The sequence below is a fragment of the Flavobacterium sp. UW10123 genome (assembly GCF_040538975.1).
Taxonomy (GTDB): domain Bacteria; phylum Bacteroidota; class Bacteroidia; order Flavobacteriales; family Flavobacteriaceae; genus Flavobacterium.
On record NZ_JBEWQE010000014.1, the window covers coordinates 146,536 to 160,540 of the forward strand.

Annotated in this window: 7 protein-coding genes; all 7 read left to right on the top strand. The window is 36.2% G+C overall.

Annotation, left to right across the window (positions count from 1 at the left end; genetic code table 11):
• Positions 1-6 precede the first annotated feature (6 nt).
• Positions 7-1,602, top strand: a complete 1,596-nt coding sequence (locus tag ABXT06_RS17235) for a RagB/SusD family nutrient uptake outer membrane protein (protein WP_354591842.1) — start codon at positions 7-9, stop codon at positions 1,600-1,602.
• A gap of 17 nt (positions 1,603-1,619) precedes the next feature.
• Positions 1,620-2,474 carry a hypothetical protein gene (locus ABXT06_RS17240; protein WP_354591843.1) on the top strand — a complete coding sequence of 285 codons (855 nt, stop codon included), beginning with the start codon at positions 1,620-1,622 and terminating at the stop codon, positions 2,472-2,474.
• A gap of 138 nt (positions 2,475-2,612) precedes the next feature.
• Positions 2,613-5,099 (top strand): glycoside hydrolase family 2 TIM barrel-domain containing protein, encoded by a 2,487-nt coding sequence (locus ABXT06_RS17245; protein ID WP_354591844.1) that lies wholly within the window; start codon positions 2,613-2,615, stop codon positions 5,097-5,099.
• Positions 5,100-5,238: 139 nt separating this feature from the next.
• Positions 5,239-7,638: a glycoside hydrolase family 31 protein gene (locus ABXT06_RS17250; RefSeq protein WP_354591845.1), complete on the top strand. Its 2,400-nt coding sequence runs from the start codon at positions 5,239-5,241 to the stop codon at positions 7,636-7,638.
• 202 nt (positions 7,639-7,840) lie between these two features.
• Positions 7,841-9,847, top strand: a complete 2,007-nt coding sequence (locus ABXT06_RS17255; protein WP_354591846.1) for a glycoside hydrolase family 97 protein — start codon at positions 7,841-7,843, stop codon at positions 9,845-9,847.
• 273 nt (positions 9,848-10,120) lie between these two features.
• The gene (locus tag ABXT06_RS17260) at positions 10,121-11,677 is read left to right on the top strand and encodes a GH39 family glycosyl hydrolase (RefSeq protein ID WP_354591847.1); all 1,557 of its coding nucleotides are present in this window, start codon (positions 10,121-10,123) and stop codon (positions 11,675-11,677) included.
• Between the two features lie 87 nt (positions 11,678-11,764).
• Entirely contained in the window at positions 11,765-14,002 is a 2,238-nt protein-coding gene (locus ABXT06_RS17265; protein ID WP_354591848.1) for a glycoside hydrolase family 3 C-terminal domain-containing protein, read from the top strand.
• Positions 14,003-14,005 lie beyond the last annotated feature (3 nt).

Genomic DNA, 14,005 nt, shown 5'->3' on the forward strand with positions numbered 1-14,005 from the left:
AAAATCATGAAAAGATATATAAAATTATTTGCACTTTCAAGCTTACTTATTTTAGGTGCTTGTTCGGAAGATTTTTTGGAAAACGAACCATATACAGATAAGGTAACCGAAAATTTTTATAAAACACCTTCTGATGCTTTTGAAGGACTTATAGCTGTTTACGATGTTTTACAGCGTGAGGCTTACGGCGGACCTTTATTAATTAGCGAACAAGCTTCTGACAATTGTTTTGGAGGTTATGGTATCGCTGATGCTCAAACCGATATCGAATGGGATCGTTTCTTGTATGTTTCAGACAAAGACATGAACAAAGATGTTTGGGCTAATGCTTATTTAGGAATTTACAGAGCTAATATTTTATTAGAAAATATCGGTAAAGTAAACTGGGGTTCTGATACTGCTTTGAAAACTCGTTACGAAGCTGAAGCACGTTTCTTAAGAGCACATTTTCATTTTACAGCTGCTAAAATGTTTGGAGATATTATTCCTCTTGATCATACAGTTACAACAAGTGAGTTCGAATTGCCAAGACAAGCTCCAGAAGTTACTTACGCTTTAATTGCAAGCGATTTAAAATTTGCTGCTGATAATTTAGGTCCAGAAAACTATTCACAAGCAGGAAATGCTAATTATGGTCGTATTACAAAATGGGCTGCAGAAGCTTATTTGGCTAGAACATTCTTATTTTATACGGGAACATATGGCAAAGCAGATTTAGCTGGAGTAGTTTCTAAAGCAGAAGCTACAGCTTATATTAACGATGCAGTTAATAACAGCGGACATGGTTTAGTTGCTGATTTTGCTAATCTTTGGTTGGCAGCTTCTTTCGAAAACTTTGCTGGAGAAGATAATACAGAAATGGTTTGGGCTGTTCGTTTTAACGGTTCAGGAAAAGGAAACTGGGATCTTCATGAAGGAAACCGTTTTCAGGTAAACATTGCGCCGCGTGGAGGTTCAATCGGAAAATATGCAACAGGATGGGGAGGAGCTACGGTTAATCCTAAATTGGTAGATTCTTACGAAGCAGGTGACACTAGAAAAGCAGCTTCATTTATTGATTATGCTAATGAAACATATAATGGACAGCCTTTGAATTTTGATCCGCAAGCTAGAGAACAGCGTCAGTACACTGGATATTCTTGGAAAAAATATTGTCCAATTACAAATGCGGCAGGAACAGCTGTTGTAGAAGCAAACGGAGGAAACTTCCAAATTGACAACTACCAAGATTATGCTATTATTCGTTTTTCAGATGTATTGTTAATGGCTGCTGAATTGAATTTACAGTCTAACCCAGCTTTAGCACAAGCAGATTTTGATAGAGTGCGTGACCGTGCGTTTAAAAATACAACTCACAGAAAAACAGCTAGTATAGAAAACATCATGAAAGAGCGTCAGTTAGAATTGGCCCTTGAAGGACTTCGTTATTTTGACTTAATCAGACAAGGAATGCCTGCAATGAAAGCAGCTATTGATAACACTACTGGAGGTTCTCAGTTTGCAGTTACTTTTAGAACAGAAACTCAAGGCTGGTTCCCATTGCCTCAATCGCAGATCATTCTTTCAAATGGTACAATAACTCAAAATCCAGGTTGGAATTAATTCAAAACAAAATGACTATGAAACGTATATTATATATTTTAATAGCAGCTGTTACAATTGGTTCGCTGTTATTTTCTTGTGAGGCAACTGAGGATCGCGAAAGCCTTCCAGCAGTTACTTTGACACCAGAAACACTTAAGTTTTCTATAACGCAAGATGCTACAAACAAAAATCTTGTAAATTTTAAAAGTGACGATCCGACTGTTATTCCATTTTGGAAATATGTAGATGCAGCAGGAAATGAATTAGGACATTCTAACAAAAGCAGCGATCAAGTAGTTCTGCCTTTTGCAGGAAAATATACTATTTATTACACTGCTTACACAAGAGGAGGTTCTGTAGAAGCTGCTCCGGTTGTGGTTAATATTGCCGAAAATGACGAAACTTATTTTAGAGATCCAAAATGGCAAATGCTGACAAATGGTGTTGACGGAAAAACTTGGGTTTTAGATTTTACAGATCCTGTTGGATGGGCAGGTTTAGATTATCCAGCTACATCTGGTGATAACTGGAGCTGGTTGCCAGATTACGCAAGCAACTCTTGGGTAATGGCTAATAAAGATTGGGGGCAAATGTATTTTGATTTAAATGGAAATTACAATACATCGGTTACTCAGACAGCGATTGCAAACAACAATCAAACTACAAAAAAAGGAACCTATTCATTTGATATTGCAAATAATAAATTGGTTTTTAACGGTGGAGTACAAATGCTTTACGGTGGAGACTATTATGGAGACTGCAGCAACTGGATTAGCGTAAAAGTGGTTGAGCTAACGGCGACATCTTTAAGATTAGCAGTAGTGCGTGATCAGAGCAGAACTGGTGAAGGAGTTTGTCTAATTGTATTCCACTACAAGCCGAAATCGTAAGTTAGTTAGTTTTGAAGTCTCAGTCCTAAAAGCATTTTGTAATGTTCTTTAAGACTGAGACTTAAATTATTTTATGAGGAAATAAATGAAACCGTTTTTTATTTCTATCTTCAAATTCCAAAAAAAATAAAAGTACCTATGCATATTAGAAAAAACATAAAAAATATAAGTTTATGGGCGGTTGCAGCTGGAGTTTTTTTTCTGAATTCCTGCACTAAAAAAGAAGATGCATTTGTAAACCGAAAAGTTTCTTTTAATGAAGACTGGAGTTTTCATCTTAATGATAGCATTATTGATAAAGACACTATTGGGACTTCGACAAAATGGAGAACTTTAGACGTTCCTCATGATTGGAGCATCGAAGGAAAATTTGACGAAAAAAGTCCCGGCGGTTATGGCGGAGGATCTCTTAATGGAGGTTTAGGCTGGTACAAAAAAACATTTAAAGTAGCTGCAGAAGACAGTACAAAAGTTACTTCAATCACTTTTGATGGCGTTTATAGAAACAGCGAAGTTTGGATAAACGGACATTATTTAGGAAAACGTCCAAACGGATATATTGGTTTTCAATATGAAATTACTCCATACTTAAATTACGGAGACAAAAACAACGAAATAATTGTTAAAGTTGACAATTCTAAACAACCTAATTCACGTTGGTATTCAGGTTCAGGAATTTTTAGAAATGTCTGGATCGAAACAACAGATAAACTTCACGTTGGAAAATGGGGAACGTATATTACAACTCCAAAAGTTATGGCTGAAAAAGCTTCGGTAAGTATTGAAACTACAATTAAAAATCAATATGCAGAAGGTAAAAAAGCAACAGTAACGACAACTATTTTTAAAGAAGATAAAAAAGTAACATCAGTTACTCAAGATATAACAATCAATGCAAATGGAAATCAAACTTTAAACCAATCGGCTGAGGTTGAAAATCCGGCATTATGGTCAGATGAAAACCCTGAATTGTATACGGCAGTTACAGAAATTTCGCTTGACGATACAATCATTGACCAATACAAAACCACTTTTGGAATCAGAGATTTCAAATTCGACTTGAACAAAGGTTTTATTCTGAATGGAAAACAAGTCAAAATAAAAGGGGTTTGTATGCACCACGATTTAGGTCCGTTAGGTTCTGCAATTAATACTCGCGCCATCGAACGTCAGTTAGAGATTTTGAAAGAAATGGGTGTAAACGGAATCAGAACTTCTCATAATCCGCCTGCACCTGAACTTTTAGATCTTTGCGACAAGATGGGTTTCATTGTTATGGATGAAGCTTTCGATATGTGGAAACAAAACAAAACCAAATATGATTATGCAAATGATTGGGATAAATGGCACAAACAAGATTTAATTGATCAGTTGTTACGCGACCGAAATCATGCGAGCATTTTTATGTGGAGCATCGGAAACGAAATTCCAGAACAATGGAGCGAAACAGGTGTTGAAATTGCCAAAGAATTGGCAGCAATTACTCGTAAATACGATAAAACACGTCCGCTTACAGCTGGAATGAATCCGCCTGTAAATATGAATATTGATGCGGTAACTTTACAATTTGAGAAAAAAGATGTCTCGATTAATCCGCTTGCTGGATCTGGAGTTTTAGATTTAATTGGATACAATTACGCACATCAAACATTCGAACATCATTTAAAGAACTTCCCAAAAACACCTTTTATCGCGACGGAAACTACTTCAGGTTTGCAGACAAGAGGTTATTATGACGCTGTTTCAGACACTATCAAAAAATGGCCAGTAAGATGGGATCTTAAATTCACAGAAGGAAATCCAGGAAATACCGTTTCGGCTTACGATCAAGTACAAACTCCGTGGGGCTCAACGCACGAAGCCACTTGGAAAATCATTAAAAAACATGATTTCTTAGCCGGAATGTATGTTTGGACAGGTTTTGATTATATCGGAGAACCAACGCCTTACGAATGGCCGTCAGTAAGTTCATATTTCGGAATTGTAGATTTAGCTGGTTTCCCGAAAGACGTGTATTATATGTACCAAAGTGAGTGGACAGACAAAACCGTTCTTCATATTTTCCCACATTGGAACTGGAAAGCAGGACAAACAGTTGATGTTTGGGCATACTACAATAAAGCCGATGAGGTAGAACTTTTCGTAAACGGAAAATCAGTTGGAAAAAGAAGTAAAAAAGGAGACGATTTACACGTAATGTGGAGAATTCCTTTTGAAGCAGGAACTTTAAAAGCAGTTTCTCGTAAAGACGGAAAAGTAGTTTTAGAAAAAGAAATTAAAACCGCTGGAAATCCTTCTCAATTAAAATTGACAGCAGACAGAAATACCATTAAAGCAGATAAAAATGATTTGTCATTTATTACAGCTGATATTTTAGATGCTAATGGAACGATAGCTCCAAATGCTAATAATGAAATCAACTTCTCTTTAAAAGGAAACGGAAAAATAGTAGGCGTTTGCAGCGGAGATCCAGTAAGTCACGAACCGTACAAAGGAACAAAACATACCGCTTTGGCTGGAAAATGTTTGGTGATTGTTCAATCTGGAGATAAATCGGGAAGATTGGAATTAACTGCAAAAGCAAACGGATTAAAACAATCCACAATTGTAATTACAACAGAATAATTTTTGAAATTTTAAATATAGCCACAGATTAAAAGGATTAAAAAAATTTAAATCCGCATGATCTGCTAAATCTGCGAGAGAAAAGAAAAAAATCCTTTCGAATCCTTTTAATCTGTGGCAAAAAAATAAAAACTAACCCATGAAAAACTCACAATTAACCGCATTAGTTTCTGCTTTTGTTTTGGGATTTCTAGCTGTGCCAAAAGCCTCAGCTCAAATTCAAAACGCAGATGTACTAAATGTGCCAATCGATATCAGTAAAGATTTTCAGAACTATCTGAATACGTTTTACTTTGCAGACGAACTGGCTTCTTTTGATCTTGCAACGGGAAAAGGAACCATCAAATATTTAAGATACAATTATAAAACACGTCAGGCTTTCAACAACATGATGATGAAGCCAGATGTAGAAAAAGCAAACGAATTCCCAACAACAGAATACGCAGAATCTCCTGTTCTGCCTTTCGAAATTCAGTTTGTTTCAGATAGAACAGTTCGTATCAAAACGACTTCTGGACCACAATTTCATCCACAAAAAGAATCTTTGATGCTGGTTGATGGCGTTGCGCCAAATCATCCAGAATTATGGAAATATGCTAAAATCGAAGGAGGCCATAGTTACACCAGTAAACACGGAAAAGTGGAGATTTTGACAAAACCTTGGCACGTGAAAATCTACGATGAAAAAGGAAAACTGCTAACAAGCACGCTTCACGATACTGATTTTAAAAATACCTATACGCCAACACTTCCGTTTTCTTATGTTCGTAGAAATAGCGATTACTCAAGAAGTATGGGCGCTGCGTTCAGTTTAGAACCAGACGAAAAAATATTTGGTTGCGGAGAATCATTCACACAATTCAACAAACGCGGTTCAAAAGTAGTTTTATGGACGGATGATGCAAACGGAATCCAAAATGAAACCATGTACAAACCGATTCCGTTTTACATGAGCAGCCGTGGTTATGGAGTTTTCATGCATCATTCAACTCCGATTACCGTTGACTTCGGAAAGTATTTTTCAAGTGCAAACGAAATGTATATTGGAGATGACGAAGCCGATTTATTTTTCTTCATTGGAGAACCAAAAGATATTTTAGACCAATACACTAATTTGACTGGAAAAGCTGCTATGCCGCCACTTTGGTCATTTGGTTTTTGGATGAGCCGTATTACCTATTTCTCAGAAAAAGAAGGAAGAGATGTTGCAAGGGATTTACGTAAATATAAAATCCCAACTGACGTTATTCACTTTGATACTGGCTGGTTTGATGTAGATTGGAGAAACAATTATGAGTTTGCCAAATCTCGTTTCCCAGACGCTACAAAAATGATGGCTGATTTGAAGAAAGACGGTTTTCAGGTTTGTCTTTGGCAATTACCATATTTCACGCCAAAGAACACTTTGTTCCCTGAGATTATGGATAAAAACTTAGCCGTAAGAGACAGAAAAGGAAATCTTCCTTATGAAGATGCAGTTTTAGATTTCTCAAATCCAGAAACGATTTCTTGGTACCAAGGAAAATTGAAAAAGTTGTTTGACGAAGGCGTTGCAGTTTTCAAAGTAGATTTTGGAGAAGCTGCTCCGCCAGACGGAATTTATCATTCGGGAAGAACAGGTTTCTACGAGCACAATTTATATCCGTTACGTTACAATAAAGCTGTTGCAGAAATTACTCAGAAAGAAAAAGGATATACTTTAATCTGGGCAAGAAGTACTTGGGCAGGATCTCAGCGTTATCCGTTACATTGGGGAGGAGATTCTGAAACTACAAACGGCGCAATGTCGGCAGAATTACGCGGCGGACTTTCATTAGGTCTTAGTGGATTCAGCTTTTGGAGTCATGACGTCGGAGGTTTCGCAACAAAATCTCCTGAGAATATTTACAGAAGATGGACACCATTCGGAATGTTTACTTCGCACGTAAGAAGCCACGGAGAACCGCCTCGCGAACCTTGGTTGTACAGCAAAGAATTCTTAGAAGGATTTAGAAAAGCAGATAATATGCGTTACGAATTAATGCCATATATCTACGCTCAGGCAAAAGAAAGTTCTCAAAAAGGATTACCAATGATGCGTGCGTTATTTGTGGAATATCCAAACGATCCGGGAGCTTGGTTAGTTGACAATGAATATTTGTTTGGATCAAGTATGTTGGTGGCACCACTTTTTGAAGAGGTTGAAGAAAGAGACGTTTACCTTCCAGAAGGAACTTGGATCGATTATCAAACTAAAAAAGTGTACCAATCTGGGTGGCATAAAATCAAAGCGGGCGAAGTGCCAATTGTAGTTTTGGTAAAAGACGGAACTGCAATTCCACACATCGGTTTAGCGCAGTCTACAAAAGATATGGATTGGAGCAAACTGACATTAAAAGTATTTGCAAGCGATAAAACCACTTCGGCAACAGCCAAAGTATTTTTACCAGAAGGCGATGCTGTTCAAGAAATAAAAGTGAACAAAAGCGGAAGTAATTTCGATGTAGTCGCAAATCCATTAAACGGAAAAACCACTTTTAAAACCGAGTGGGCAAAATAAAAAGTTAGCCACTAATTGCACGAATTTCCACGAATTGAATTTGTGATAATTGGTGTAATTCGTGGCGAAAAAAAAATATAGCCACAGATTTAAAGGATTAAAAAGATTAAAAAAAAATCTGCAGAATCTGCGTGAAACAATCATGAGGAGAAAACCTTTTGAATCCTTTAAATCTGTGGCAAAAAACATAATACCAAAAAACATGAAAAACTATCTAATTCTCCCAGCCGTATTGTTTTCAATAGCAGTTGGCTACAGTCAAAAAACAAAAAACGCTTACGAACTGGCATCGCCAAACGGACAAAATAAAATCAAATTTGAGCTGGTAAAAAATGCTCCAAAATACGCAGTTTCTCACGGAAAGACAGAAGTAATTACTCCATCTGACATGGGATTCGTATTGAAAGGAAATGAAGATTTAAGTACCAATTTTGAAATAAAAGGAGCAAAAACTTCTACGTTTGACGAAACGTGGGAACAAGTTTGGGGAGAAAAGAAAAACATTAGAAATCACTACAATCAGTTGGTAGTTGATTTACAGCAAAAAACAGGAAACAAAAGAAAATTACAGATTCAGTTTCGTGCTTTTGACGATGGAGTAGCTTTTAGATACGTTTATCCAAAACAAAATGTAAAAGACAGTATTTTCATCATGGATGAAAAAACGACTTTTAACTTAAAAGAAGATGGAAAAGCATGGTGGATTCCTGCAAACCGACCAGACCGTGACGAATATTTATTCAAAGATGCTCCGGTAAGTACATTAGATACTGTTTTAACTCCATTAACAATCGAAAGCAAAAGCGGATTAGCGTTAAGTTTCCACGAAGCAAATCTGATCGATTTTGCAAGTATGACTTTGGTAAACACAAAAGGAACAGAGTTAAAATCTGATCTTGTGCCGTGGGCAGATGGTGTAAAAGTTCGAGTAAAAGATTCATTTACTTCTTCTTGGAGAACGATTCAGATTGGAGAAAATGCAGGAGAATTGATTACTTCTTATTTGGTTTTAAATTTAAACGAACCAAACAAATTAAAAAATACCAATAACTATTTCAAACCTTATAAATACTTAGGAATTTGGTGGGGAATGCACATCGGAAAATATACTTTCTGGGAAAGCGACAAACAAGGTGCAACAACCAAACATGCCGAAGAATATATTGATTTTACAGCAAAAGAAGGTTTCAACCATTTATTGATTGAAGGCTGGAACAAAGGTTGGACGCCAGCTTGGTATGAAAACCGCATGCACATGTTCAGCTTTACAAAAAGTGCTGACAATTTCGATTTAGAAAAAGTGGTTGAGTACGGAAAGAAAAAGAATATCGAATTAATCGGATACCACGAAACAGGTTCAAACCTAATTAACTATTTAAAAGAAGTTGACGAAGGTTTTGCTTTATACAAAAAATTAGGAATTCATACCGTAAAAATCGGTCACGTAGGTTCTAAATTGAATATGAAACAAATGCACTTCGGGCAGTTTGGAGTGAACTATTTCAGATATATTTTGGAAAAAGCGGCACAATATGATTTAGCAGTTTTATATCACGAATCAATTAAAGATACAGGAGAAAGAAGAACTTTTCCAAACATGGTTTCGAGAGAAGCGGCGCGTGGACAAGAATACAACGCTTGGAGCGAAGGAAATCCGCCAAATCACTTGACTATTATTCCGTTTACAAGATTACTTTCTGGTCCAATGGATTTTACGCCTGGAATTTTTGATGTTGAGGTAAAACAAGGTTATCCAGGGAAAAGAATTCAAGGAACAGTTGGACAGCAATTGGCATTATATGTTACGATTTATTCTCCAATCCAGATGTTAGCCGATCTTCCAGAAAATTACGAAGGAAAACCAGCTTTACAATTCTTAAAAGATGTTCCGACTGATTGGGAAGACACTAAAATCTTAGAAGGAAAAATCGGTGAATACATTACAACAGCAAGAAAAGACAGAAATAGCGCAGATTGGTATTTAGGAGCTTTAACAAATGAAAAACCTAGAAATGTTGAGGTTTCATTATCATTCTTAGATCCAAATGCGACTTATGAAGCACAGATTTATGTTGATGCTGAAGGAACAGATCAAGCACATAATCCAGAAGCAGTTGCAATTTCTAAGAAAACAGTAAAAGCTTCAGACAAATTACAATTGAAATTAGGAGGAGCTGGCGGTGGAGCAGTGAGATTTAAAAAATTGTAATAAAGGTTAGAAGTTAAATGTTAGACGTTAGGTGTTAAACCCGATAGGTTTTTAAAACCTGTCAGGTTTACTCAACACAACGATTATACACAACGTAATCTGTAGAGACACACCGCAGTGCGTCTAACATATAATTAGAAAATAAAATATTTAGCCACAGATTAAAATGATTAAAAAGATTTAAATCCGTATGATTTGCTAAATCTGTGAAAAAAAAAATCCTTTAGAATCCTTTTAATCTGTGGCAAAAAAAATAAACAAAACCATTTTCAAATGAAAAAACTTTTAATAGCAGCAGTTTTATTTAGTTCAGTCCATTTGGTGGCACAAAACCGAACAATAAAAGTTGATTATAAAAAAGAAGCAGGAAAAATAAACACCATGTTTAAAGAATGCATCGGAGCCGGAAGAGCAAACGAAGGTCTTCGTGCAGATTGGCAGCAGCAATTGGCATTGGTTAAAAAAGAATGCGATTTTAAATACATTCGTTTTCATGGTTTATTGACAGATGATATGGCCGTTTATCGTGAAGACGAAAAAGGAAATCCAGAATACAATTACCAATATGTAGATGTTTTATTCGATTTTATTGTAAGTCTGAAAATGAAACCATTTGTAGAATTAGGTTTTATGCCGAATGCTTTGGCAAGTGGAAAAGAAACTATTTTTTGGTGGAAAGGGAACGTAACACCTCCAAAAGATTATAAAAAATGGGAAGATTTAGTTCGAAATTTAACCCAGCATTTTAAAGAACGTTACGGAGACGAAGAAGTAAAAACTTGGTATTTTGAAGTTTGGAACGAACCGAATCTTTCACCTGGATTTTGGAGCAGCACACAAGAAGAATATTATAAATTATACGATTATGCAGCTCGCGGTGTAAAAGCAGTAAATCCAGCTTACAAAGTCGGCGGACCGGCAACGGCAGGTTCGGCTTGGGTTTCAGAAACTATTGATTTTTGTGCGAAGAATAATGTTCCAATCGATTTTGTTTCGACACATACTTATGGAGTAAAACATGGTTATCTGGACGAATTTGGAACTTCGGGAACTATTTTGAATCAGGATGAATGGAGTGTAAGTGGTGAAATTATCAATTCTAGAAAATTGATTACTAATTCGGCTAAACCAAATCTGGAATTGCATTATACAGAATGGAGCACGTCTTATACACCAGCAGATCCAATTCACGACAGTTATCATTCAGCAGCTTATATTTTGCAGAAAATAAAACAAGTTGGCAATGCCGCAAACTCGATGTCGTATTGGGTTTTTACTGATATCTTTGAAGAAGCTGGCCCAAGATTTACGCCATTTCATGGTGGTTTCGGATTATTGAACACGCAGGGAATTAAAAAACCAGCCTATTTCTCTTATTATTTAATGAATAAATTAGGAGAAACAGAACTTCAAAATTCAGATAAAGCTTCTTGGACATCTAAAAATGCAAAAGGAGATGTTCAGGTTTTATTGTGGGATTTTACCAATACACATCCGGGAGATAAAGAACTGAATCAAACCTATTACATAAAAGATCTTCCATCAAAAGAAAAAGGAAAAGTAAAAGTGGAAATTGACGGAATGCAGAAAGGAAAATATCTTTTAGAAATTTACAAAGTCGGCTATAAAGTAAATGACGCTTACGCGGATTATTTAGCAATGAATAAACCAAGTCAGCTAACACGTGAGCAAGTTAATTCTTTAAAAGAGAAAAACAACGGAGCGCCGATTGCGACAGAAAAAATCACAATTGACGGAAAAGGAACTTTTAGCAAGGAATTTAAAATCAATGAAAATGATGTTGTTTTTCTCAATTTGATAAAACAATAAACTAAAAACCACAAACATATAATATTAACGGTATTTAGAGATAATTTGTGAGGCTCATAATCTTTAAATCAAAACACCTAACTATCTATGAAAAACAAAATGATATTCCTTTCATCAGCTTTGGTTTTTGCATTTTTTACTTCTTGTAAAAATGATGCACAGACGTTAGCTTCAAATTCGGCACAAACCGAAGAATACGTTGGAAAAGAAATAAGTACAGATCATGATGCCGAAATCGACAAACTGATTTCGCAAATGACATTAGAAGAAAAAATAGGAATGCTTCACGGAAACAGTATGTTTGCAAACGCAGGCGTAAAACGTTTAGGAATTCCAGAATTAAAAATGGCTGATGGTCCGTTGGGAGTTCGTGAAGAAATCTCAAGAGACAATTGGGCTCCTGCGGGATGGACAAATGATTTTGCAACTTATTATCCTGCGGGCGGTGCATTGGCTGCAACTTGGAACGCAGAAATGGCACATACTTTTGGAACCAGTTTAGGAGAAGAATTACGTGCAAGAGACAAAGATATGTTGCTTTCGCCAGCGATCAATATGGTAAGAACGCCGCTTGGAGGAAGAACCTACGAATACATGTCTGAAGATCCGTTTTTGAATAAAAAAATCGCCGTGCCTTTGATTGTTGGTTTACAGGAAAAAGATGTAATGGCTTGCGTAAAACATTACGCAGCTAACAATCAAGAAACTAATCGTGATTTTGTTGACGTACAAATTGACGAGCGTACACTTCGCGAAATTTATCTTCCAGCTTTTGAAGCTTCGGTAAAAGAAGCAAAAGCGTATAGTATCATGGGAGCTTACAATAAATTCAGAGGAGAATATTTATGTGAGAACGATTATATGCTGAATAAAATCCTTCGTGACGAATGGGGATTCAAAGGTGTAGTAGTTTCTGACTGGGCTGCGGTGCATTCTACAGCAAAATCTTTGAAAAGTGGTTTAGATATTGAAATGGGAACACCAAAACCTTTCAATGAATTTTTCTTGGCAGATAAATTAATCGCTGCAGTTAAATCTGGAGAAGTTTCTGAGAAAGAAATTGATCTTCATGTAAAACGTATTTTAAGAGTTTTATTCCAAGTAAAAGCAATGGGCGGAGGCGAGCGTGCTAAAGGAAGCATCGCAACCGAAGCGCATTATCAAGACGCATACAAAATTGCTGCTGAAGCAATCGTATTGTTGAAAAACGAAAACAATGCATTGCCATTAAAATTAGACGGAGTTAAATCTATTGCTGTTATTGGAAACAATGCGACAAAGAAAAATGCTCTTGGCGGATTTGGAGCTGGAGTAAAAACAAAAAGAGAAGTTACGCCTCTTGAAGGTCTTAAAAACAGATTACCTTCTTCAATTAAAATCAATTATGCTGAAGGATATTTAGAGCGTTACGATAAGAAGAACAGAGGAAACTTAGGAAATATTACGGCAAATGGGCCAGTTACAATCGATGAGCTAGATCCAGCAAAAGTTAAAGAAGCAGTAGAAGCAGCTAAAAACTCTGATGTGGCGATTATTTTTGCGGGTTCAAACCGTGATTATGAAACAGAAGCTTCAGACCGTAGAGATTTACACCTGCCATTTGGACAAGAAGAATTAATCAAACAAGTATTGGCTGTTAATCCAAAAACTATTGTAGTGATGGTTGCTGGAGCACCATTTGATATTAATGAAGTGAGCCAAAAAACTTCAGCTTTAGTGTGGAGCTGGTTCAATGGATCTGAAGGTGGAAATGCTTTAGCAGATGTCATTTTAGGAAAAGTAAATCCGTCAGGAAAATTACCTTGGACAATGCCGGCTGCTTTAAAAGATTCTCCTGCACATGCTACAAACAGTTTTCCTGGAGATAAAACCGTAAATTATGCTGAAGGACTTTTGATTGGATACCGTTGGTTTGATACTAAAAATGTGGCGCCACTTTATCCTTTTGGTTACGGGTTATCATATACTAATTTTGCTTTTGGAAATCCAAAAACTAATAAAACAGATTATTCTTTAACAGATGTAATTGAAGTTTCTTTAGAGGTTAAAAATGTAGGGAATGTTGATGGTAAAGAGGTTGTTCAATTGTACACTTCAAAATCAGATTCTAAAATAACTCGTGCCAAACATGAATTAAAAGGTTTCAAAAAAGTTGCTGTTAAAGCTGGCGGTTCAGAAAATGTAATTATTAAAGTTCCTGTAAAAGAATTAGCATATTACGATGTTGCTGCTAAAAAATGGACAGTTGAGCCAGGAAAATATACTTTGAATGTAGGAAACTCTTCTAGAGATTTAAAATTCAAAATTGATGTAACAGTTAAATAAATC

Bases quoted from the DNA above. Each gene is read 5' to 3' on its own strand.
- ABXT06_RS17235 (WP_354591842.1), top strand. From the start codon at position 7: ATGAAAAGATATATAAAATTATTTGCACTTTCAAGCTTACTTATTTTA.
- ABXT06_RS17240 (WP_354591843.1), top strand. From the start codon at position 1,620: ATGAAACGTATATTATATATTTTAATAGCAGCTGTTACAATTGGTTCG.
- ABXT06_RS17245 (WP_354591844.1), top strand. From the start codon at position 2,613: ATGCATATTAGAAAAAACATAAAAAATATAAGTTTATGGGCGGTTGCA.
- ABXT06_RS17250 (WP_354591845.1), top strand. From the start codon at position 5,239: ATGAAAAACTCACAATTAACCGCATTAGTTTCTGCTTTTGTTTTGGGA.
- ABXT06_RS17255 (WP_354591846.1), top strand. From the start codon at position 7,841: ATGAAAAACTATCTAATTCTCCCAGCCGTATTGTTTTCAATAGCAGTT.
- ABXT06_RS17260 (WP_354591847.1), top strand. From the start codon at position 10,121: ATGAAAAAACTTTTAATAGCAGCAGTTTTATTTAGTTCAGTCCATTTG.
- ABXT06_RS17265 (WP_354591848.1), top strand. From the start codon at position 11,765: ATGAAAAACAAAATGATATTCCTTTCATCAGCTTTGGTTTTTGCATTT.